The following is a 21,585-nucleotide window of genomic DNA, read 5'->3' on the forward strand; positions in this document are numbered from 1 at the left end:
GTCGGCTGGCAGCGCCCGCCTTCTTTCATTCAGCCGCCGTCCGCTGGGCGTAGCCGAGGCGCTCGTTCAGTTCCTGCAACAGCTTCTCGGCGGCGTCCGCGATCACGGTGCCGGGCGGGAAGATCGCCGAGGCGCCGGCCTCGATCAGCGCATCGAAATCCTGCGGCGGGATGACGCCGCCGACCACGATCATGATATCGGGCCGACCAGCCTTGGCGAGCGCTGCCTTGAGTTCCGGCACCAGAGTCAGGTGTCCTGCCGCGAGCGAGGAGACGCCAACGATATGGACGTCGTTCTCGACCGCCTGCCGCGCGGCCTCGTCGGGGGTGGCGAAGAGCGGCCCGATATCGACGTCGAAGCCGAGATCGGCGAAGGCCGAGGCGATGACCTTCTGGCCGCGGTCGTGCCCGTCCTGCCCCATCTTGGCGACGAGGATGCGCGGGCGGCGTCCATCCGCTTCCTCGAAGGCTTCGCACATCAACTGGACGCGCGTGACGGCTGGGTTCATCTCGCCGACCTCCCGCTTGTAGACGCCCGAGATCGCCTTGATCTCGGCCCTGTGGCGCCCGAAGACCTTCTCCATAGCCATGGAAATCTCGCCGACGGTGGCCTTGGCGCGGGCGGCCTTCACCGCGAGATCAAGCAGATTCCCGTTGCCGGCGGCACCATTGGTCAACGCGGTCAACGCGGCCTGCACCTCGGTCTCGCTGCGCTCGGCTTTGAGGCGCTTGAGCTTGTCGAGTTGCTGGGCGCGCACGGCGGCGTTGTCGACCTTGAGCACGTCGATCGTCGCCTCGTTGTCTGGCTTGTAGCAGTTGACGCCGATGATCGCCTGCTGGCCGCCATCGATGCGCGCCTGCGTCTTGGCGGCGGCCTCCTCGATGCGCAGCTTCGGGATGCCGGCTTCGATGGCCTTGGCCATGCCGCCGAGCTTCTCGACCTCCTGGATATGGCCCCAGGCCTTCTCGGCAAGCTCAGCCGTGAGGCGCTCGACATAATAGGAGCCGCCCCATGGGTCGATGATCCGGGTCGTGCCGCTCTCCTGCTGCAGCATGATCTGGGTGTTGCGGGCGATGCGGGCCGAGAAATCGGTCGGCAGAGCCAGCGCCTCGTCGAGCGCGTTGGTGTGCAGCGACTGGGTATGGCCTTGCGTGGCCGCCATCGCCTCGATCATCGTGCGCGGCACGTTGTTGAACACGTCCTGCGCCGTCAGCGACCAGCCTGAGGTCTGGCAATGGGTGCGTAGCGGCAGGGATTTCTCGTTCTGCGCCCCGAAATCCTTGACGAGCTTGGCCCAGATCAACCGGGCGGCGCGCATCTTGGCGACTTCCATGAAGAAGTTCATGCCGATCGCCCAGAAGAAGGACAGGCGCGGCGCGAAGACATCGACGGAGAGGCCCGCACGCTGGCCGGCGCGGATATATTCGACCCCGTCGGCGAGCGTGTAACCGAGCTCGAGATCCTGCGTCGCTCCCGCCTCCTGCATGTGATAGCCGGAGATCGAGATCGAGTTGAACTTCGGCATGTTGGCCGAGGTGAAGGCGAAGATGTCGCCGATGATCCGCATCGAGGGCGAGGGCGGGTAGATATAGGTGTTGCGGACCATGAACTCCTTGAGGATGTCGTTCTGGATGGTCCCCGAGAGCTTGGCCTGCGGCACGCCCTGTTCTTCCGCCGCCACGATATAGAGCGCCAGCACCGGCAGCACGGCGCCGTTCATCGTCATCGACACGCTCATCTGGTCGAGCGGGATGCCGGAGAACAGCGTGCGCATGTCATAGATCGAGTCGATCGCGACGCCGGCCATGCCGACATCGCCGGCGACGCGCGGATGGTCGGAATCATAGCCGCGATGGGTCGCGAGATCGAAGGCGACCGACAGGCCCTTCTGCCCGGCGGCGAGGTTGCGCCGGTAGAAGGCGTTCGAATCCTCGGCCGTGGAGAAGCCGGCATACTGCCGGATCGTCCAGGGCTGGTTGACATACATCGTCGGATAGGGGCCGCGCAGATAGGGCGCGATGCCCGGCAGCGTCTCGACGAAGGGCAGGCCGTCGCGGTCCGCCGTTGTATAGACCGGCTTGACCGGGATATCCTCGGGCGTCTGCCAATTCTCGCTCGTGGGCAAGGCGCTGGCGGCAGCGCGAGTCCCTGCGGCGTAGGCGAGTTTCGTGAAATCCGGGATCGCGGTCATGACTGGCTCCCGTCGGTCCTGTCCCACCAATGATGGAAATGATGCACCGGTCCGTGGCCGTGGCCAACCTCGACCTGATCGGCTGAGGAGATGGCTGCCGAGATATAGGTCTTGGCGTGGCCGACGGCCTCTGGCAGCGCCAATCCCTTGGCGAGATTGGCGGCGATGGCGGAAGAGAGTGTGCAGCCGGTGCCATGGGTGTTGCGCGTCGCGAGGCGCGGTGCGTTGAAGCGCTGGCGGGCGCCGCCCGCGAGCAGCAGGAGGTCGCTGCTGATCTCCCCGGTGCCGTGGCCGCCCTTGACCAGCACATTGGCTGCGCCCAGCGCCACGAGCTTCTCGGCCTGCTCGTCCATCGCCTCATCGGTCTCGGCCATGCTCGTGCCGAGCAAGGCGGCGGCTTCCGGCAGGTTCGGCGTGATCAGGGTCGCCAGCGGGAAGAGATGGGTGCGGATCGCCTCGACAGCCGCGGTTTCGAGCAGGCGCGCGCCGGAGGCGGCGATCATGACGGGATCGAGCACGACATTCTTCGCGCCGTGGCGCTTCAGCCCGGCCGCGACGGTCTCGATCAGCTCGGCCGTCGCCAGCATGCCGATCTTGACGGCATTGATGTCGAGATCCTCGAACACGGCGTCCATCTGCTGGGCGACGAAATCGCGCGGCACGGCATGAATGGCGCTGACGCCTCTGGTGTTCTGTGCGGTCAGCGCGACGATGACGCTGGCACCATAGACCTGATGCGCCGCGAAGGTCTTGAGATCGGCCTGGATGCCGGCGCCGCCGCTCGAATCCGAACCGGCGATGGTGAGGGCGATGGCAGTCAAACTCTTGTCTCCGGTCAGGCGCCTGCGATGGCCTGCGCTTGCGCGAGCATCGCGATCACATCACAGCCCATATAGATGAACGAGGTCACGCCGGCCTTGTTCAAGGCTTCTGTCTCGGCCGGGCGACCGGCGAGCCAGACGGTGGCGCCAGCCTTGGCGAGCGCCTCGGCAGCCGCTGCGCCTTCGGCGGCATAGGCCGCGTCCGAGCCGCACAGGCAGGCGAGCTTCGCGCCCGAGGCACGGAACGCTCCGACGAGAACATCGAGATCGGTCGCGCTGTCCTTGGCGAAGCCGTCGCCGCTTGGCGCAGCGAGCCCACCGGCCTCGAACAGGTTGCGGGCGAAGCCGGCGCGCGCGGTGAAATCGGCGATCGGACCAAGCGTCGCCAGGAAGACGACCGGGCGCTGCGACTGGGCGTCGGCCTTGTCGCGCAAAGCCTCGAACGGTTCAGCGAGCCGGAGCGAGGGCAGGGGCTCGGCGCGCAAGCCCGTGGCGGGCGCCGCCAGCGCATCGGCCCGGCCGGCGCCGTCAACGAAGGAGCGGATGATCTCGCCCTGGTTGCGCTCGGCTAGGCTGCCTTGCACGCGCCTTCCGTCTAGTTTAACCGGCGCGACGGCGAGGACGGCCGCTTTCTCCTCGCGGATATTCGGGAATTCGCTGGTGCCGGTGATCGGCTCGCGCCGCGTCGCCACGGCTTTGGCGCGGGCGGCGCGTTGCTCTGCGAGCGTCTTCTGGAGATGGCCCTCGACCATGGCTGCGACAATGCCGGAGAGATCGCCGCTGCGCTGCCGTTCGATCTCCTGAAAGGCCTGCCAGCCATGCTCGCAGAGCGTCTGCGTCAGCGTCTCGAAACCGCCGGCACCGGCTGCGGGGTCGGCGACGCGCCAGAGATTGCTCTCCTCGAGCAGGATGAGCTGGGTGTTGCGAGCGACGCGGCGCGCGAAGCCATCGGGCAGGCCGAGCGCGGCGGTGAAAGGCTGGACGGCGATCGAATCGGCGCCGCCGACCCCGGCTGCGAACGCTGCGACGGTGCCGCGCAGCAGGTTGACGTTGGGATCGCGCTTCGTCAGCGAGCGCCAGGCCGTCTCGGCATGGATGCGGGCCGGCTTCGGTGACAGGCCGCAGGCCTGCTGGATGCGGTTCCAGAGCAGGCGCGCGGCGCGGAATTTCGCCACTGTCAAGAATTCGTCGGTATCGGCGACCAGCGTGAAGGCCAGCGCATCGCGCGCCTCGGAAAGGCTCATCCCCTGCGCCTCGAGCGTGCGCAGATAGGCAACCGCCGTGGCGAGCACCGTGCCGAGTTCCCGCGCCTCGCTCGCGCCGGCTTCGTGATAGGGGCGGCTGTCGACCTCGATGAAGGGCCCGGTGAAGCCGCGCTCCTTCAGTGTGCGGATCGTCGCCGCGAGCCGGCGGCCGAGCTCTGGCCAGGGGGCTGCGAGCGTGCCGCGGCCGGCGAAGACGCCGATCGGATCGAGGCCGAATGAGACCGAGAGTTCGCTCGGCGCGTGTCCGCGCTTCTGGATCAGGGCGGCGAGCAGGAGGGCATTGATGCGGCCCTGCGGGGCAGGGTCGAGCCGCAGGCGGATCAGGTCCAGCATCACGCCCTGGAGCGCGGCATCAAGCGTCGCGACATCGTCGGCGAGGAGGCCGTAGCCGCGTGCCGCCTGCGCGCCTGCGAAGCTGATGGTTAGGGTGTCGGCTCCCCCCTCGAGATCGGCGAGAGCGAGCGTCCGTGCCTCGCCCGGCTGCGGATGGTCGAGGCGGGCCGCGACATGCCAGCGCCCGATCTCTGCGCGCAGCGCCCGCGCAGGTGCTGCGGCGGCGGGATAGAGCGGCTCGATGCGGATGCCGTCGGCGGTGCGGCCGACGAGCTTCTTCTCGAAATCGGCGCCCTTCAGGACCTTGTCGACCGCCGCGCGCCACGCGTCATGCGATGGCGCCGCGAAAGCGTCGAGATAGGGAAGGTCGGATGGGGCAGCCGAGTTCATGCGCGCCTAAGCTCCTCTTCCGCACAATGTGCAGCCGTGGAGCGCTGATTGCCATGGGTGCGCGCGCACCGCTATCCCTACTTCGTCGCAAAGCAGGTGCGAGAATACAAAAACGCCGCGGCGCTATCCTGAGACAGCATCGCGGCGTTCGGGGATTCTGCTGAGATCAGACGAACTGGCCGAGGCCGGGAATCGCGCCGACGATGGCGCCCATCGCGTCCTCACCGGCCTTTTCGCGGCCGACGGCGAACATTTCCTTCGAGACGCTCTGGATCTGGCCCATCGAGAGGCCGGCGCTCATGAGCTGTCCACCGAGCGCCATCACGCCGCCGCCACCGCCCATCAGGCCACCGATCGCGCCGAGCATGCCGCCCTTGGCGCCGCCTTCGGCATCGGCGAGCGCCTGCGCGCCCGGCAGCGCCGCCATCAATTGGCTGATCTCGGCAGCCGGACCTTCCTTCTGCAGGAAGGCGAGGATGATGCCGACACCCTTGCGGGCGAGCTCTTCATTGATGCCGGCGGCAGCCGCCACGCGCGTGAGCAATTCTTCCATGGTACCCAAACCCCTCGCCAGAATGGCTTCGCCACGAAGCCTTCGAAAAATAGTTTACATGTTTACGATCTGATTTCCAACGGCCCCGGGCTTCCGCCTTCTGCGTCGTTTGGTTACACCCTTGCCGGACCGGCACGAAACCTGATGGGCGAATTTCAATGGCGGATGATGGCGCGATTCTGATCGGCAAGAGCGGCAAGCCTGAAAACCTTCTGCTCAAGCTCGCCAATCGCCATGGGCTGGTGACTGGCGCGACCGGCACCGGCAAGACGGTGACGTTGCAGGTGATGGCGGAAGGCTTCGCCCGCAACGGCGTCCCGGTCTTCGCGGCCGACATCAAGGGCGACCTTTCTGGCATCGTCGCCCCCGGCGATTCCAAGCCGCCCTTCGTCAACCGGGCCAAGGAACTCGGCCTGAAATACGAGCCCGACCAGTTCTCGACTGTCTTCTGGGACGTGTTCGGTGAGCAGGGCCATCCGGTTCGCGCCACCATCTCCGAGATGGGTCCGTTGCTGCTGGCCCGTCTGCTCGACCTCAACGACACGCAGGAAGGCGTGCTCAACATCGCCTTCCGCATCGCCGACGAGCAGAAGCTGCTGCTGCTCGACCTCAAGGACCTGCGCGCGATCCTGACATTCATTGCCGAGAACGCGCAGGAATTGACCACCAAATACGGCAACGTCACCTCGGCGACGGTCGGCACGATCCAGCGCGCCTTGCTCGTGCTGGAGAACCAGAAGGGCGATCTCTTCTTCGGCGAGCCGGCGCTCGACATCAACGACCTGATGAAGACGGATCGCGACGGCCGCGGCATCGTCAATATCCTGGCCGCTGACAAGCTGATGAACAATCCGCGGCTCTACGCCACCTTCCTGCTCTGGCTGCTCTCGGAGCTGTTCGAGCAGCTTCCCGAGGTCGGCGATCTCGACAAGCCGAAGCTCGTCTTCTTCTTCGACGAGGCGCATCTGCTGTTCAATGGCGCGCCCAAGGCGCTGCTGACGGCGGTCGAGCAGGTCGTTCGCCTGATCCGCTCGAAGGGCGTCGGTGTCTATTTCGTCACGCAGAACCCGCTCGATATCCCCGACACGGTGCTGGCCCAGCTCGGCAACCGCGTCCAGCACGCGCTGCGCGCCTTCACGCCGCGCGACCAGAAGGCGGTGCGCGCCGCCGCCGAGACCTTCCGCCAGAACCCGAAGATCAACACGGAGGAGGCGATCAGCCAGCTCGCCGTCGGCGAGGCGCTGATCTCGATGCTCGAAGGCAAGGGCTCGCCCGAGATGGTCGAGCGCGCGCTGATCGCGCCGCCGATGGCGCAGGTCGGTCCCTGCACCCCGCAGCAGCGCCAGCAGGCGATCAACACCTCGCCCGAAAAGGGCAAGTACGACACCATGATCGACCGCGAGTCGGCCTATGAAGTGCTGCTGAAGCGCAAGAACCTCAACCCGGACGGCTCGCCGATCGAGGCCTCTGCGGACGGCGGTGCTGGCGGCGGCATCCTCGACACGATCGGCGGCTGGCTCGGCGGCGGCGCTCCGCAGCAGCGCCCGAAGACGGGGCCGGGCTCGCGCGGCGGCCCGCTGCCGCAGAGCATGACCGAGAAGATCATCACCTCGGCCGCCCGCTCGGCCGCGACCTCGATCGGCCGACAGGTCGGCACGGCGATCCTGCGCGGGATTCTGGGGTCGATGTCGGGGAAACGGTAAGCGTTGTCCGTCATGGTCGGGCTTGTCCCGACCATCCATGTCTTCCTTCATCGAATGCGGTGTTTAAAACGTGGATGCTCGCCACGAGGGCGAGCATGACGGTTGGCATGGTGTCGCCAGCTCCAGTGCCTGGCTTTGGTGCTGCCTGAATTGGTGGTGCCTACCTGAAGGCGCGTCCTACGCCCCCGTCGCGAAGTCGTAGATCAACTTCATGTTCAGCACGATGATGATCGCGGCGATGAAGCCTGCGGTCAGGCTGAGCCAGCGGGGGGCGACGAGCGCGCCCATCTTGTCCTTCGAGGCCGTGAACATCACCAGCGGAACCACCGCGAAGGGCAGTTGCAGGCTGAGCACGACCTGGCTCAGGATCAGCAGCTTCGCCGTCTGGCTCTCGCCATAGATCAGCGTGACCGCTATCGCCGGGACGATCGCGACGAGGCGCGTCACCAGTCGCCGCATCCAGGCCGGCAGGCGGATGCGCAGGAAGCCCTCCATCACGATCTGGCCGGCCATGGTCGCGGTCACCGTCGAGTTCAGGCCGCAGCAGAGCAGGGCGATCGCGAAGAGCGAGGGCGCGATCGAGGCGCCGAGCAGCGGCTGCAACAGCTCCTGTGCCTTGCCGAGCTCGGCGACGTCGTGGTGCCCGGCCTTGTAGAAGGTCGCAGCGGCCAAGATCAGGATCGAGGCGTTGATCAGCAGCGCGAAGCACAGCGCGACGGTGGAGTCGATTGTCGCGAATTTCAGCGCCTCGCGCTTCTCCGGCAGCGTCTCGCCATAGGCGCGGGTCTGCACGATGCCGGAATGCAGATAGAGGTTATGCGGCATCACCGTCGCGCCGATGATGCCGAGTGCGATGTAGAGCATGTTCGGGTTGGTCACGATTTCCGTCGTCGGCGCGAAGCCGCGGATGACCTCGCCCCAGTTCGGATCGGCCAGCGCAATCTGGATGCCGAAGCACAGCGCGATGACGCCGAGCAGCGTGATGATGAAGGCCTCGATCCAGCGGAAGCCGCGCGTCTGCAGCCAGAGGATAACGAAGACGTCGAAGGCGGTGATCAGCACGCCGATCTCCAGCGGGATGCCGAAGAGCAGGTTGAGGCCGATCGCGGTGCCGATCACTTCGGCGAGGTCGGTGGCGCAGATCGCGAGCTCGGCCAATAGCCAGAGCGGCCAGGCCATATAGGGCGGATAGGCATCGCGGCAGGCCTGGGCGAGATCGCGGCCGGTGGCGATGGCGAGGCGCGCGCAAAGCGACTGCAGGATGATCGCCATCAGGTTGGAGACCAGCGCGACGACGAGAAGCGTGTAGCCGTACTGGGCGCCGCCGGCGAGCGAGGTCGCCCAATTGCCGGGGTCCATATAGCCGACGGCGACCAGATAGCCCGGGCCGAAGAAGGCGAGGAACTTGCGCCAGCTCGACGACGTCGGCGTGACCGCGACCGTCCGGAAGACGTCGGTCAGGGAAGGCTCGCCGCGCGATCGCAGCCAGATGGACGTGGATTCCGGCGAGCCTTGGGACATGAAAAGAGCCTTGCTGCAACTTGGTTGCAATAAGGGGTATCGACTCGTGGCGGGGCTGTCAACGTAATTGCAAACGATTGGCAATTAGGATTGGTGAGGAGGTGCGGGCCTGCCCGGCATGCGCGAATAGAGGCTGACGCCCGCTGCGGCGCTTGCCATGATGGCGTCACCTGAATCGCATCCGATGGCTGCCATGACCAAGCTTCCCGCCATTCTCGCCCGTCTCGATGATGGGCTCGACGCCTCGCTCGACCGTCTTTCCACCTGGCTTGAAATCCCCTCGATCGGCACCGACCCGGCCTTCAATGTGCAGACCCGCGCCGCTGCCGAATGGCTGCGGGCCGATCTGGAAGGGCTCGGTTTCAAGGCGGAGCTGCGCGAGACCGGCGGGCACCCGGTCGTCCTCGCCCATCGCCCCAAGCCCGGCGCGCCGCATGCGCTGTTCTACGGCCATTACGACGTTCAGCCCGTCGATCCCGTCAGCCTCTGGGACACCGACCCGTTCAAGCCGGTCGTCCGCGAGCTGGAGCCTGGGCGCAAAGTCATCTCGGCGCGCGGCGCCTGCGACGACAAGGGCCAGGTGATGACCTTCGTCGAGGCGGTGCGCGCGACGCTCGCTGAGACCGGCGATCTGCCGATCGGCCTGACGATCCTCGTCGAGGGCGAGGAGGAGTCCGGCTCGGTCAACCTGCCTGGCTATATCAAGGCCAATGCCGCCGAGCTGAAGGCCGATTATGCGCTCGTCTGCGACACCGGCATGTGGGATCGCGAGACCCCGCTGATCACCTCGACGCTCCGTGGCATGGTCTATCAGGAGGTGACGCTGACGGCGGCCGACCGCGACCTGCATTCCGGCCTGTTTGGCGGCGCTGCCGCGAACCCGATTCACATCCTCGCCCGCATTCTCGGCGAGATCCACGATGAAACGGGCCGCATCACCATCCCCGGTTTCTACGAGGGCGTGCACGAGCCGACCAATGCCCAGAAGGCGGAATGGGCCGATCTCAACCTGACCGAGAAGGACTTCCTCGGCCAGGTCGGCTTGAAGCACTCCATCGGCGAAAAGGGCCGGATGCTGATCGAGCAGATCCAGTCGCGCCCGACCTGCGACGTCAACGGCATCTGGGGCGGCTATACCGGCGAGGGCAGCAAGACGGTCATTCCAGGCCAGGCTTCGGCCAAGGTCTCGTTCCGCCTCGTCGGCGACCAGGACCCGGCGAAGATCGCCGCGGCCTTCCATCAATTCATCCGCGAGCGCCTGCCGGAGGATGTGACGGCCGAGTTCATCAGCCATTCCGGTTCGCCGGCCTTGGCGGTCCCTGTGGACTCGCCGATGCTCCAGAAGGCGCGCGTCGCGCTCGCCGATGAATGGGGCGGCCGCGTCGTCTCGATCGGCAGCGGCGGCTCGATTCCCGTCGGCGGCGATTTCAAGCGCACGCTCGGCATCGACACGCTCTTCGTCGGCTTCGGCCTCGACGACGACCGGGTCCATTCGCCCAACGAGAAATACGACCTGTCTTCCTTCCACAAGGGCCAGCGCTCCTGGGCCCGCATCTTGCAGGCTCTCGGTTCATGAAATCTGTCTGCGTCTTCTGCGGCTCCAATCCCGGCAATGACCCCGTCTATGCGGCGGGCGCGCGCGCCATGGGCGCCGAGATCGCCCGGCGCGGCCTGACGCTGGTCTATGGCGGCGGTGCGGTCGGCCTGATGGGCATCGTCGCCAATGCGGCGATGGAGGCAGGCGGCGAGGTCCACGGCGTCATTCCCCAGGCGCTGAAGGACAAGGAGGTCGGCCATGTCGGGCTGACCCGGCTCGAGGTCGTCGACACCATGCACACGCGCAAGGCGCGCATGGCCGAGCTCTCGGACGGTTTCATCGCCATGCCCGGCGGCATCGGCACCTTCGAGGAACTGTTCGAGATTTGGACCTGGGGCCAGCTCGGCATTCACGCCAAGCCGCTCGGCCTGCTCAATGTCGCGGGCTTCTACGATCCGCTGGCGACCTTCCTCGACCGCACCGTCGAGGCCGGCTTCCTCAAGCAGAACCACCGGGCGATGGCGATGACCGATACGGAGCCAGCGACGCTGCTCGACCGCATGCAGAACTATGTGCCGGCTGCGACCTACAAGTGGATCGAGAAGGAGCAGGCCTGACACCGGTCAGGCGATGCATCTCAGGATTGTAGGAATTTTGTCCTTGACATCGTGGCGCTGATCCGGTAGACATCAGGAACGCTCACGAAATCTGCCCGAACGAAGCCGCCGCGCTCTCCAGCCGGCGGCTTTTTCGTGCCCGTCATCGGGAAGGACGCGATGGCCGAAGAGGAAAACGCAACGCCGCAACCGGCTGCCGAGCCGAAGTCGAAACGGAGGGTGATCTCGCGCAAGGCGGTGGTGGGCCAGCTCTGGCGTGCCGCCAAGCGCCAGATCGACACGCACGAGGAACATCTCGCCGACCTGCCGAAAGGCGCGACCGCCAGCGAAGCCGACGCCAAGGCGCTGGCGGTTCTCGCCCGCACCGTGCGTGAGCTGGTCGCTATCGAGGAGCCCCAGACCACGAGGAAGGACAAGCGTTCGGATGACCCTTCCGCTGCCGACGATCTGCGACATGTCGCACAGCTCCGTCAGGATCTTGCTCGACGTCTTGAAGCCCTTGCCGCTCAGGACGCGGGTGAGAATTCTCAAGAAGCTGATGCCGACGGCGATGCCGGATGACGTCGAGCTCATTTGCAGTACCTGGGAGATCTGGGCACGGGCCGATCAACTGCCGCCCGAACCACTGAAGCCGATCTGGCTCGTTCTTGGAGGGCGAGGGGCCGGCAAGACCCGAACCGGCGCCGAATGGGTCAAGGGCATGGCTCTGGGCCATCCCCCTTTCGCGGATGCGCCGACGGAGCGGATCGCCCTCGTTGGCGAAACGCAGGCGCAGGTCCGCGACGTGATGATCGAAGGCGTATCCGGATTGCTCTCGATCCATACACGCTGGGAGCGGCCGATATGGCAGCCCTCGCTGCGCCGCCTGCAATGGACGACTGGCGCGATCGCACAGGTCTTCACGGCAGAAGATCCGGAAGCATTGCGCGGGCCGCAATTCGGCGCGGCCTGGTCCGACGAACTGGCGAAATGGCCGAACCTCGGGGAGTGCTGGGACATGCTGCAATTCGGACTGCGTCTCGGCGACAACCCGCGCCAGGTCGTGACGACCACACCGCGCCCGCTGCCGTTGGTGAAGCGCCTGCTGGCCGAGCCGTATGTCGCGGTGAGCCGGGCGCGGACGCAGGACAACCGCTACAACCTCGCCGCCGAGTTCGTCCGCATGGTGACGCAGGCTTATGGCGGGACGCGGCTCGGCCGGCAGGAGCTCGACGGCGAGATTGTCGAGGAGAGCCCGGACGCGCTCTGGACACGGGCCATGATCGAGGCCGCCCGCGAGCGCGAGACACCCGCGCTGGCACGGATCGCGGTCGCGGTCGATCCGCCCGCCACCTCCTCGCAACGGGCCGACCGATGCGGGCTCGTCGTCGCCGGCGTCGACCATGGCGGTATCGGCCATGTGCTGGAGGACGCGACATTGGCCGGCGCCCGGCCGCAGGAATGGGCGGAGAGGGCGGTCGCGCTCTATCGGCGCCATGAGGCGGATGCGCTGGTCGTCGAGGTCAACCAGGGCGGCGAGATGGTCGAAAGCATCATCCGCGAGGTCGATGTCGGCGTGCCCGTGGTCTCCGTGCGGGCGACGCGCGGCAAGTATCTGCGCGCAGAGCCGGTCGCCGCGCTCTATGCGCAAGGCCGCGTGCGCCATGCCGGGGCCTTTCCCGCGCTTGAGGACGAAATGTGCGCCTTCGGCCCGCGCGGCCTCGAAACTGGCCGTTCGCCGGACCGGCTCGACGCACTCGTCTGGGCGCTGACCCATCTGATGCTGGCGCCGAAGGCCCGGCCGCGGGTGCGGGGAATGTAGCTCGGCCGTCATTCTCGGGCGGCGAGAAGCGCCGATTCGGGAATCTCGGGACGAGAAGACACTGATTTCCGAGATGCCCGCGGCTCAAGCCCGAGCAAAACGGCTCGTCGTTTCACGCTCCAACAGCGAGACATCCATGTTCGATTTTCTTCGCAGCCTGCGCGGCCGAGCCGCGCCGGGCCAGAAGCGCTCGCGCGTCGGGCCGCTGATCGCGCTGCACGAGGCGGGGCGCGCCGTCTGGACGCCCCGCGATTATGTCGCGCTCTCGCGGGAGGGCTATGAGCGCAATCCGGTCGTGCATCGCTGCATCCGCCTGATCGCGGAGGCGGCGGCGCAGACTCCGCTCATCGCCAAGGTCGGCGCGCGCGAGATACCGGAGCATCCGGCGCTCGCCCTGATCGAGAGGCCCAATCCGCGCCAGGGCGGCATCGCCTTCCGCGAGATGCTCGTCGGCCACCTCATGGTCGCCGGCAACGCCTATGTCGAGGCAGTGAGCGTCGGACGCGAGCCGCGCGAACTCTATGCGCTACGGCCCGACCGGATGCGTGTGGTGCCCGGCCGCGACGGCTGGCCGGAGGCCTATGACTACACGGTCGGCGGCGACACGGTTCGCTTCCGGCAGGACGAGGGTGGCCTGCCGCCGATCCTGCATCTGACGCTGTTCCACCCCGTCGACGACCATTACGGGCTGTCGCCGATCGAGGCGGCGGCGGTCTCGCTCGACATCCACAATGCCGCCGGCAGCTGGCACAAGGCCCTGCTCGACAACGCCGCGCGACCCTCCGGCGCCCTGGTCTATGACGGACCGGAAGGCGCGACCCTGACCGAGGCGCAGTTCGAGCGGCTGAAGCAGGAGCTGGAGGACTCCTTCCAGGGGGCCCGCAATGCCGGCCGCCCGCTGCTGCTCGAAGGCGGACTGGACTGGAAGCCGCTCTCGCTGACACCGGCCGAGCTGGACTTCGTCGCGGCCAAGGGCGTCGCGGCCCGCGAGATCGCGCTCGCCTTCGGCGTGCCGCCGCTGGTGCTCGGCCTGCCGGGGGACAATACCCACGCCAATTTCGCCGAGGCCAATCGCGCGCTCTGGCGCCAGACGGTCATTCCGCTGGTGCGCCGCACCGCGCAGTCCCTGGCGCAATGGCTTGGGCCCGCCTTTGGCGACGAGTTGGTGCTCGAGCCCGATCTCGACGCCATCGAGGCGCTGGCCGAGGAGCGGGAATCGCTCTGGCGCCGGCTCGGTGCCGCGACGTTCCTAGACGAGGACGAGAAGCGCGAGGCCGTCGGCTATGGCCGGCGCGCCTTCGGGAAGGAGGCCTCATGAACATGCTCGAACAGGTCGTCGCGGCCTTCGTCGGCCGTGCCGATGTCGGCCATCTCGGCCTTTTGCTCTGGGCGGCGAGCGCCTCGGGGCTGGCCTGGCTCGTCCTGCGCGAGCTGACCGCCGCCAACCGACGTTTCGACGATTTCGTCCGCGAGCTCAACCGCTTCAACGCACGCCACGAAGGGGACCCCTCATGAAAGGCAGAAACGGTGCGGCCAAGCCGCCGCCCAAGGCTCCCGCGCCAGCCCGTGCGGGGAGGGCGCCGCGCGGCGGCGCGCCCGTCGAGACCTTCAGCCGCTTTGTCCGTCAGCTCGCCAAGCTTGAGAGCGAGCGGACGAAGGGCGGCCGGGACGGCGCGGAGGGCGATCGATGACGCGGTTGAGCCCGGCCCGCGCCTCGTTCGAAGCCAAGTTGCTGCCGGTCCAGCCGTCCCGGATCGGGCTCGACGGCGTCTTCGAGGGCTATGCCAGCCTCTTTCGCATTCCCGATCTCGGCAAGGATATCGTTGAGCCCGGCGCCTTCCGCGAGAGCCTGCAGCGGCGCGGGCCGGGCGGCGTGAAGATGCTCTGGCAGCATGATCCGGCCGAGCCGATCGGCCGCTGGTCGAGCCTGATCGAGGACAGCCGCGGCCTGTTCGTGCGCGGCCGGCTGTCTCTGGCCGTCGCCCGTGCCCGCGAAATCCATGCGCTGATGCGGGATGGCGCGATCGACGGGCTGTCGATCGGCTTTCGCCACGAGAAGGCCCGCACCGAACCGCGAACCGGCCTGCGCCGGCTCGAACGCATCGATCTTTGGGAGGTCTCGGTCGTGACCTTCCCGATGCTGCCCCAGGCCCGGATCGCCGCCGTCAAGGCGACCTGGCCCTCCGCTTTCATCTGACCCATCACCCCCAGGAGAGACCATGAACCACCTCAATACCGCGCCTGAAACCAAGGCTGCCGGCGCTGATCTCGCGCTGGCCTTCGAGGATCTGCGCTACACGTTGGAAAACTACCGCACCACCAACGAGGAGCGCCTTGCCGGGCTGGAGGCGCGCCAGGGCGCCGACCCGCTGACCGAGGAGAAGCTCGTCCGCATGGATGCGGCGCTCGACGACACCATGCGCCGGATCGACCGGCTGACGCTGGAGCGCGCCCGCCCGGCGCTGGGGCATGACGGCCCGCGCGATCCGCTGACGGCCGAGCACAAGGCGGCCTTCGGAGCCTATGTCCGCACCGGTGAAGCCGGCGGCCTGAAGCGACTGGAGGCCAAGGCGCTCTCCGCCGGATCCGGCCCGGATGGCGGCTATCTCGCGCCGGCGACCGTCGAGGGCGAGATCCTGCGTCGCCTGGCCAATGTCTCGCCGATCCGCTCGCTGGCCACGGTTCGCACGATCTCGTCGGGCACCTACAAGAAGGCGTTCTCGACCACCGGTCCGGCCTCTGGCTGGGTGGCCGAGACGGCGGCCCGGCCGCAAGGGTCTTCGCCGACTCTGGCCGAGCTCTCCTTCCCGGCCATGGAGCTCTACGCCATGCCGGCGGCGACCCAGACCCTGCTCGACGATGCCATCGTCGATATCGATCAGTGGATCGCCGAGGAGGTCGAGAGCGTCTTCGCCGAGCAGGAGGGCGCGGCCTTCGTCAATGGCGATGGCGTCGACAAGCCCAAAGGCTTCCTGGCCTATCCCACGGTCGCGGATGCCAGCTGGAGCTGGGGCAATATCGGCGTGCTCAACACCGGCGTCGCCGGGGCCTTTCCCGCTTCGAATCCCTCCGATGTGCTGGTCGATCTCGTCTATGCGCTGAAAGCAGGCTTCCGCCAGAACGCTTCCTTCGTGATGAACCGGAAGACGCAAGGAGCGATCCGCAAGTTCAAGGACGCCACCGGCAACTATCTCTGGCAGCCCCCGGCCTCGGCCGGTGCTCCGGCGACGCTTCTCGGCTTCCCGCTGGTCGAAGCGGAGGACATGCCGAACATCGCCAACAATGCCGTCTCGATCGCCTTCGGCGATTTCCGGCGCGGCTATCTCGTCGTCGACCGGGCGGGCGTCCGCATCTTGCGCGATCCCTATTCGGCCAAGCCCTATGTGCTGTTCTACACGACCAAGCGCGTCGGCGGCGGTGTCCAGGATTTTGCCGCGATCAAGGGGCTGAAATTCGCCGTTTGATTTCACTCAGCGCGAGAACCACCAGCTGAAGGCCGCGCGCGGCTCGGCCGCCTGCTCCGGCGGCGCTTCGCTGCCGATAGCCCGCAGCCGCGCGCTGCCTTCGGTGATCCAGCTACGATATTCGCTGACCGGCGTGATCGCGGTGAAGCCGCCGCAGATCAGGCGAGCCTGCGTCTTCAGCGGGCCGCTCGACCAACTCACGATGCCGACGAGATCACGCGAGCGGGTGCCGCTGCCGCGCAGCACCGGTCCGCCGGAATCGCCGCGGCAGGCGCCGGCGCCGGGCGTCTCGCCGCGGTTCTCAGCATCGACGGCGACCTTGACCGTGTTCTGCGTGGTGTAGTTGCCGGCGTTGACGAGTTGCGTCTCGCGCAGGCGTCGCGCTGTCTTCTTGTTGTTCTCCGCCGACAGCCCGTAGCCGGCCATGGTGATGGTCTCGCCCTGCCAGAGGCCACTGCCGAGCGTCAAAGGCTCGATGTCGCCAGGCAACGGTTGGGCCAGGCGCAGCAGCGCAAGGTCGGTGCCGGGTTGGGTGCGCGGCGTCGTGCCGGGCACGAAGCTCGGGTGTGGCAGCACCGCGACCACCATCTGGCGGCGTGCTCGGAAGCGGGTGTCGAGGCTGACGACGCTGATCGAGCCGCCGCCCATCAGGCAATGCGCCGCGGTGAGCACGATCTCGGGCGCGATCACCGCGCCCGAGCAGAGCTCGCCGCGGCTGGTTTCGACCCGGACGGTCGAAGCGCGAGCGCCGAGGGCATCACGGGAATCGACACCACCAACCACGGCCCACGCCGGACAAGTGGCGCTGATGGCCAGGAAACACGCAAGGGCGAGCGACGAGCGAGAGATCATGAAACGAACCAATGGACCGGCCGATCAATCTAGGCTGTGGCGCGCAACAGTCCAGCCCCGTCAGCGGCGGCGAGTCCAGCGGGCGCTTTCGCCCCATTGCGACAGGGTGGAATCGATCCAGCCGCGTTGCGGAGCGACCAGGACACCCTGGCTGAGCAGGCCGCATTGGCGCCCGGAGGGGCCTGTCGACCAGCTCGTGACCGCGACGATGCCGTCATCGCCGAAGATCGGACCGCCGGAATCGCCCTGGCAGGCACCTGCGCCCGGTCGCTTGCCGCCACCGGCTCCGTCGGCGGCCCATAGCAGGATGCGTCCGGGGCCGTAAGGCTCGACGGCCGTCAGCGCTGCCGAGCGATAGGTGCCGGTGCTGCGCGCCTCGCCTTCGCGGGAGACGCCGTAGCCGGCAAGCGTGACGCTGCTGCCGGCGCGCGGCAACGAGCCGTCGACAAGATCGGCGGCGCTGAACCGGCCGGGCAGAGGCTCGGGCAAGCGGATCAGGGCGAGGTCGATCGTGCGGCGGCGACTGCGGATCGCGCCAGCGTCGAATTCCGGATGCATAGCGACCGTTGATGGCACGACGAGGACAGGCTCGCCGCCGTCGCGCCAGTGAACACGCAACTCAGCGCCACCGGCCGCGCAATGGGCGGCGGTCAGGATGGCGCGCGCCGACAGGACGATCCCGGTACAGACCCCGCCGCGGGCATTGAGCACCATCAGGGTCGAGCCGGCCGACGGCCCGCCTTCCTGCCCGGCCACGACGGCCCGCGCCGGGAGGCTCCCGAAGCTTGCGGCGGCGCAGGCGAGGCCGATGGCGGCGATCCGGTTGGCGATATGCATCGGGTGCTCCTCTCCGAGAGAGCGCTGATAGCGCGCCCGGCGCCGCAGATGAACCCTCTCGACTGCGGCTTCGCGGTCGAACCCACGCAATCCAACGAATGAAGGGGGCGCTCATGACGCCGCTTGCCCTGGGCCCGCCGGCGATGGAGCCGGTGACACTCGCCGAGACCCGCCAGTTCCTGCGCCTTGACCAGACCGATGAGGACGCCTTGCTGGCCACCCTGATCACCGCCGCCCGGCTGATGATCGAGGCGGCGTCGGGGCGCTGCCTGATCGAACAGTCCTGGCGCATCGTGCTCGACCGCTGGCCGTCGAGTGGCGAAATCCGCCTGCCGTTCTCGCCGCTGCTGCGGATCGACGCGGCGCGTGTTTATGACGTGCTGGGTTCCGCTCAGACCGTCGCGGCCGCCTCTTTGACACCGGACAAGACCGCCGATCCGCCGGTCATCCGCCTGACGGGCGAGGTGCCCGAGACCGGCCGTGCCCATGGCGCGATCGAGATCGATGTCGCCACCGGCTTCGGAGCAACGGCTGCGGCCGTGCCCGCGCCGCTGCGGCAGGCCGTGCTGCGCCTCGCCGCCCGCTGGTTCGAGCAGCGCGGCGATGTCGCCGGGCGCGATGCACAGGCCTTGCCGGCCGCGATCGCCGCGCTGGTCGCCCCGTTTCGTCGCGGGAGGCTCTGAATGGCACAGGAACCTGCCGCCATCGGCCGGCTCAGGCGCCGGCTCGTGCTGGAGGCGCCGGTTTCGTCGCCCGATGGACTCGGCGGCGCGACGCAGGCCTTCGAGGCCGTAGCTGCGCTCTGGGCTCAGGTCGAATGGATCTCCGGCACCGAGGCCTGGCGCCAGGGCCGGCCGGAGCAGTCCCGCAACTATCGCATCACCATGCGCTGGCGCGATGACGCCGATGCCGGCCGGCGGCTGCGCGACGGCGATCGTCTGTTCGACATCCGCTCTGCCGCCGACCCCGATGGCGCGCGTAGGCGCCTGATCTGCCTCGTCGAGGAGGTGACGCCATGAGCGATGCCGTCCTGGCCCTTCGCGCTGCTGTGCAGGCACGCCTCATCGCGGATTCGGCTCTCACTGCGCTGATCGGCCCCGACCGCGTCTTCGACGAGGCCCCGCGCGCTGCCCGCGGGCTCTATGTCGTCCATGGCGAGGTCGAAGCCCGCGACTGGTCGACCGGCAGCGACCGTGGCTGCGAGCAGGAACTCGCGCTCGTCGTCTGGGCCGCGCAGAGCGGCTCTTCGCGCCAGGCGCTGGAGGCGGCTAGCCTGATCGTCGCGGCGCTCGATCAGGTCGATCTCGCCCTGGACGGGCACGCGCTCGTCAATCTGCGCTGGCTGTCGAGCCGGCTCGCCCGCGAGACGCGCAACGGATTGCCTCAGGTGACGATCCGCTTCCGCTCCGTCACCGAAACGCTCTAGCTGAACAAAGGAGAAGCCGCATGGCGGCACAGAAGGGCAAGGACCTGCTGCTCAAGGCAGGGGATGGTGCCGGCGGCTTCGTCACGGTCGCCGGCCTGAGGGCGCGGCAGATCGCGTTCAACGCCGAGACCGTGGACGTGACGCATTCGGAATCGGCAGGGCGTTGGCGCGAATTGCTGGCGGGTGCCGGCGTGCGCCGCGCCAGCATCAGCGGTGCCGGCATCTTCAAGGACGAGGCCTCGGACGCGCTCGTCCGCCAAAGCTTCTTCGACGGGGTGATCCGCGACTGGCAGATCGTCGTCCCGGATTTCGGCACGATCGCAGGGCCGTTCCAGCTCACGGGCCTGGAATATCGCGGCGACCATGCCGGCGAGGTCACCTTCGACCTGTCGCTGGAATCCGCCGGGCTGCTGGCCTTCGCGGCGCTTTGAGGAGGCGGCCATGGTCAATCGTCATCGCGGCGAGACCGCGCTCATGGTCTCCGGCGAAACCCTGCCGATGCGTCTCACCCTCGGCGCGCTCGCCGAGCTGGAGCATGCCTTCGCTGTCGACAGCCTGCCGGCGCTGGGCGAGCGCTTCGTCGAGGGCAGGCTGTCCGCCCGCGACATCATCCGCATCATCGCCGCAGGACTGCGCGGAGCGGGCCGGGCGATCCGCGACGAGGATGTCGCGGAACTCTCCTTCGACGGCGGCTTGAGCGGCGCGATCAAGGCGGCGATCACGCTGCTTGAGGCGACCTTCGGTGAGGGTGGGGACGCAGCCCGCCCTCCGCAACCGCCGGCGTAGCTGCGCCGGCGGGTTTTCCCTGGGACGAGGTGATGGCCTTCGGGCTCGGGCGGCTGGCCTGGCCGCCCGATCGTTTTTGGGCAGCGACGCCGCGCGAGATCGCGGCGGCGCTGCGGGCCCATCAGGACCGGTCCCGTGGTTCAGCCCCGGAGCGTCCGGCGCTGGCGGCGCTGATGGACGCCTTTCCAGACGCCTGAGGCGGCACTTCCAACCAATCGATCGAGGTGATGGTCATGACGGACAATGACGGTATCGAGTCGGGAGGACGCCTCTCCGACCTGAGGACGATGGACCGGTTGACGCAGTCGCTGAGCCGGTCGTCGGAGAGCTTCGGCAAGTCGATCGTCAGCGCCTTCTCGCGCGGCGTCGTCGAGGGCAAGCGCTTCGAGGATGTTCTGCGCAGCGTCGGTCGCTCGATGACCGACAGCCTGCTCAAGACGGCGCTGAAGCCGCTGCAGACCGGCTTGTCGAGCTTGCTCAGCACCGGCGTCAAGAGCCTCAGCGGCCTGTTCGGCGGCATCGGCCTGGGCGGCTCTGGAGGTGGAGGCATTTCGGTCGCGCCCTTCGCCGAGGGCGGCATCGTCTCCTCGCCCTCCTATTTTCCGACCGGACGCGGACTCGGCCTCATGGGCGAACGCGGCGCGGAGGCGATCATGCCACTCGCTCGCGGGCCGGACGGGCGCCTCGGCGTGCGGGCCGGCGGAGGACAGGGGCGGCCGCTCAACGTCGTCGTGCAGGTCTCGACCCCCGATGCCGACAGCTTCCGCCGCTCGGAGGCCCAGGTCTCCGCGGCAATCGCCCGCGCCGTCGCGCGTGGCCGGCGGGCTCTCTGAGGGAGGGGAAGCATGCCGGATTTCCATGAGGTCCGCTTTCCGCTCGATGTCGCACGTGGTGCGAGGGGCGGGCCGGAGCGTCAGACCCAGATCGTGACGCTCGCTTCCGGGCGCGAGGTCCGCAACAGCCGCTGGGCGCATTCGCGCCGCCGCTACGATGCCGGGCTCGGCATCCGCAATCTTGACGCTCTGGCGGCGGTCGTGAGCTTCTTCGAGGAGCGTCGCGGTCGCCTCCACGGTTTTCGCTGGCGCGACCAGCTCGACTGGAAGAGCTGCCGGCCCTCGCAGGAGCCGGCTCCAACCGACCAGGTGATCGGGGTCGGCGACGGTGTCGCGGCGAGCTTTCAGCTCTGCAAGACCTACGGAACAGGCGCGTCCGCCTATAGTCGCGAGATCAGCAAGCCTTGCGATGGCACGGTCAGGATCGCCATGGACGGGGTCGAACTGGCCGGCACCGCCTTCTCCTGCAACCTCTCGACCGGGCAGGTCACTTTCGCAGTCGGATCGATCCCACCGGCTGCTGCCGTCCTGACCGCCGGCTTCGCCTTCGACGTGCCCGTCCGTTTCGACACAGACGCGATCGAGGTCGATCTCTCCGCCTTCGCGGCCGGCGAGATTCCGCGCGTTCCCGTGGTCGAGATCATCCCGTGAGGCT

Annotated in this window: 24 protein-coding genes and 1 pseudogene; 18 read left to right on the forward strand and 7 right to left on the reverse strand. The window is 67.9% G+C overall.

Translation table 11 applies throughout. The features are described 5' to 3' along the window. Positions 1-25 precede the first annotated feature (25 nt). The 4 genes from scpA to Q0Q36_RS01035 all read right to left on the reverse strand — a co-directional run bounded on the left by scpA (position 26) and on the right by Q0Q36_RS01035 (position 5,553). Positions 26-2,191: a methylmalonyl-CoA mutase gene (scpA, locus tag Q0Q36_RS01020; protein WP_293794921.1), complete on the reverse strand. Its 2,166-nt coding sequence runs from the start codon at positions 2,189-2,191 to the stop codon at positions 26-28. Next, a complete protein-coding gene (gene thiD / locus Q0Q36_RS01025; protein ID WP_293794922.1) occupies positions 2,188-3,012 on the reverse strand; it encodes a bifunctional hydroxymethylpyrimidine kinase/phosphomethylpyrimidine kinase in 825 nt (274 codons plus the stop codon). The genes scpA and thiD overlap by 4 nt, the downstream gene beginning before the upstream one ends. A 14-nt stretch (positions 3,013-3,026) precedes the next feature. Continuing rightward, positions 3,027-5,000, reverse strand: a complete 1,974-nt coding sequence (locus tag Q0Q36_RS01030) for a methylmalonyl-CoA mutase family protein (protein WP_293794923.1) — start codon at positions 4,998-5,000, stop codon at positions 3,027-3,029. Positions 5,001-5,166: 166 nt separating this feature from the next. Continuing rightward, the gene (locus tag Q0Q36_RS01035; RefSeq protein WP_293794924.1) at positions 5,167-5,553 is read right to left on the reverse strand and encodes a DUF2267 domain-containing protein; all 387 of its coding nucleotides are present in this window, start codon (positions 5,551-5,553) and stop codon (positions 5,167-5,169) included. A gap of 158 nt (positions 5,554-5,711) precedes the next feature. On the opposite strand from Q0Q36_RS01035, the gene Q0Q36_RS01040 reads away from it, so the two are divergent. Next, a complete protein-coding gene (locus Q0Q36_RS01040; RefSeq protein WP_293794925.1) occupies positions 5,712-7,256 on the forward strand; it encodes a helicase HerA-like domain-containing protein in 1,545 nt (514 codons plus the stop codon). A gap of 177 nt (positions 7,257-7,433) precedes the next feature. On the opposite strand, the gene Q0Q36_RS01045 is transcribed toward Q0Q36_RS01040, so the two are convergent. Continuing rightward, positions 7,434-8,777 (reverse strand): Nramp family divalent metal transporter, encoded by a 1,344-nt coding sequence (locus tag Q0Q36_RS01045; protein ID WP_293794926.1) that lies wholly within the window; start codon positions 8,775-8,777, stop codon positions 7,434-7,436. Positions 8,778-8,970: 193 nt separating this feature from the next. Between Q0Q36_RS01045 and Q0Q36_RS01050 the strand changes: the two genes are divergently transcribed. From Q0Q36_RS01050 to Q0Q36_RS01090, 9 genes are all read left to right on the forward strand, one after another. Further along, on the forward strand, positions 8,971-10,353 hold the full coding sequence (locus Q0Q36_RS01050; RefSeq protein ID WP_293794927.1) for a M20/M25/M40 family metallo-hydrolase: 1,383 nt from the start codon (positions 8,971-8,973) through the stop codon (positions 10,351-10,353). Continuing rightward, the gene (locus Q0Q36_RS01055; protein ID WP_293794928.1) at positions 10,350-10,931 is read left to right on the forward strand and encodes a TIGR00730 family Rossman fold protein; all 582 of its coding nucleotides are present in this window, start codon (positions 10,350-10,352) and stop codon (positions 10,929-10,931) included. Before Q0Q36_RS01050 ends, Q0Q36_RS01055 begins: the two co-directional genes overlap by 4 nt. A gap of 159 nt (positions 10,932-11,090) precedes the next feature. Further along, positions 11,091-11,492, forward strand: coding sequence for a hypothetical protein (locus tag Q0Q36_RS01060; RefSeq protein ID WP_293794929.1), 402 nt, complete (start codon positions 11,091-11,093; stop codon positions 11,490-11,492). Beyond that, entirely contained in the window at positions 11,482-12,732 is a 1,251-nt protein-coding gene (locus Q0Q36_RS01065) for a terminase family protein (protein WP_293795101.1), read from the forward strand. Before Q0Q36_RS01060 ends, Q0Q36_RS01065 begins: the two co-directional genes overlap by 11 nt. A gap of 136 nt (positions 12,733-12,868) precedes the next feature. Further along, positions 12,869-14,050, forward strand: coding sequence for a phage portal protein (locus tag Q0Q36_RS01070; RefSeq protein ID WP_293794931.1), 1,182 nt, complete (start codon positions 12,869-12,871; stop codon positions 14,048-14,050). Beyond that, a complete protein-coding gene (locus Q0Q36_RS01075; RefSeq protein WP_170843290.1) occupies positions 14,047-14,247 on the forward strand; it encodes a hypothetical protein in 201 nt (66 codons plus the stop codon). Before Q0Q36_RS01070 ends, Q0Q36_RS01075 begins: the two co-directional genes overlap by 4 nt. Further along, a complete protein-coding gene (locus Q0Q36_RS01080) occupies positions 14,244-14,423 on the forward strand; it encodes a hypothetical protein (protein WP_293794932.1) in 180 nt (59 codons plus the stop codon). Before Q0Q36_RS01075 ends, Q0Q36_RS01080 begins: the two co-directional genes overlap by 4 nt. Beyond that, positions 14,420-14,929, forward strand: coding sequence for an HK97 family phage prohead protease (locus tag Q0Q36_RS01085; protein WP_293794933.1), 510 nt, complete (start codon positions 14,420-14,422; stop codon positions 14,927-14,929). Before Q0Q36_RS01080 ends, Q0Q36_RS01085 begins: the two co-directional genes overlap by 4 nt. Positions 14,930-14,951: 22 nt before the next feature. Next, positions 14,952-16,196: a phage major capsid protein gene (locus Q0Q36_RS01090; protein WP_293794934.1), complete on the forward strand. Its 1,245-nt coding sequence runs from the start codon at positions 14,952-14,954 to the stop codon at positions 16,194-16,196. A 6-nt stretch (positions 16,197-16,202) separates the two neighbouring features. Here the strand turns inward: Q0Q36_RS01090 and Q0Q36_RS01095 are convergent, their stop codons facing one another. Next, entirely contained in the window at positions 16,203-16,979 is a 777-nt protein-coding gene (locus Q0Q36_RS01095; protein ID WP_293794935.1) for a trypsin-like serine protease, read from the reverse strand. A gap of 129 nt (positions 16,980-17,108) precedes the next feature. Further along, the gene (locus Q0Q36_RS01100) at positions 17,109-17,885 is read right to left on the reverse strand and encodes a trypsin-like serine protease (protein WP_293794936.1); all 777 of its coding nucleotides are present in this window, start codon (positions 17,883-17,885) and stop codon (positions 17,109-17,111) included. Between the two features lie 113 nt (positions 17,886-17,998). On the opposite strand from Q0Q36_RS01100, the gene Q0Q36_RS01105 reads away from it, so the two are divergent. The 8 genes and pseudogenes from Q0Q36_RS01105 to Q0Q36_RS01140 all read left to right on the forward strand — a co-directional run bounded on the left by Q0Q36_RS01105 (position 17,999) and on the right by Q0Q36_RS01140 (position 21,581). Continuing rightward, positions 17,999-18,568, forward strand: coding sequence for a head-tail connector protein (locus Q0Q36_RS01105; protein ID WP_293794937.1), 570 nt, complete (start codon positions 17,999-18,001; stop codon positions 18,566-18,568). After that, positions 18,569-18,904: a phage head closure protein gene (locus Q0Q36_RS01110; protein ID WP_293794938.1), complete on the forward strand. Its 336-nt coding sequence runs from the start codon at positions 18,569-18,571 to the stop codon at positions 18,902-18,904. After that, on the forward strand, positions 18,901-19,311 hold the full coding sequence (locus tag Q0Q36_RS01115; RefSeq protein ID WP_293794939.1) for a DUF3168 domain-containing protein: 411 nt from the start codon (positions 18,901-18,903) through the stop codon (positions 19,309-19,311). The genes Q0Q36_RS01110 and Q0Q36_RS01115 overlap by 4 nt, the downstream gene beginning before the upstream one ends. Before the next feature lie 20 nt (positions 19,312-19,331). After that, a complete protein-coding gene (locus Q0Q36_RS01120) occupies positions 19,332-19,742 on the forward strand; it encodes a phage major tail protein, TP901-1 family (RefSeq protein WP_293794940.1) in 411 nt (136 codons plus the stop codon). Between the two features lie 10 nt (positions 19,743-19,752). Then, positions 19,753-20,097, forward strand: a complete 345-nt coding sequence (locus tag Q0Q36_RS01125) for a gene transfer agent family protein (RefSeq protein ID WP_293794942.1) — start codon at positions 19,753-19,755, stop codon at positions 20,095-20,097. A 26-nt stretch (positions 20,098-20,123) separates the two neighbouring features. Further along, a pseudogene (locus Q0Q36_RS01130) lies at positions 20,124-20,294 on the forward strand (phage tail assembly chaperone); the annotation flags it as partial. Between the two features lie 36 nt (positions 20,295-20,330). Then, positions 20,331-20,930, forward strand: a complete 600-nt coding sequence (locus Q0Q36_RS01135; RefSeq protein ID WP_293794943.1) for a phage tail tape measure protein — start codon at positions 20,331-20,333, stop codon at positions 20,928-20,930. A 12-nt stretch (positions 20,931-20,942) separates the two neighbouring features. Beyond that, positions 20,943-21,581, forward strand: a complete 639-nt coding sequence (locus tag Q0Q36_RS01140) for a DUF2460 domain-containing protein (RefSeq protein WP_293794944.1) — start codon at positions 20,943-20,945, stop codon at positions 21,579-21,581. The last annotated feature ends 4 nt before the right edge of the window (positions 21,582-21,585 follow it).

Source organism: uncultured Allobosea sp. (assembly GCF_945957345.1).
Taxonomy (GTDB): domain Bacteria; phylum Pseudomonadota; class Alphaproteobacteria; order Rhizobiales; family Beijerinckiaceae; genus Allobosea.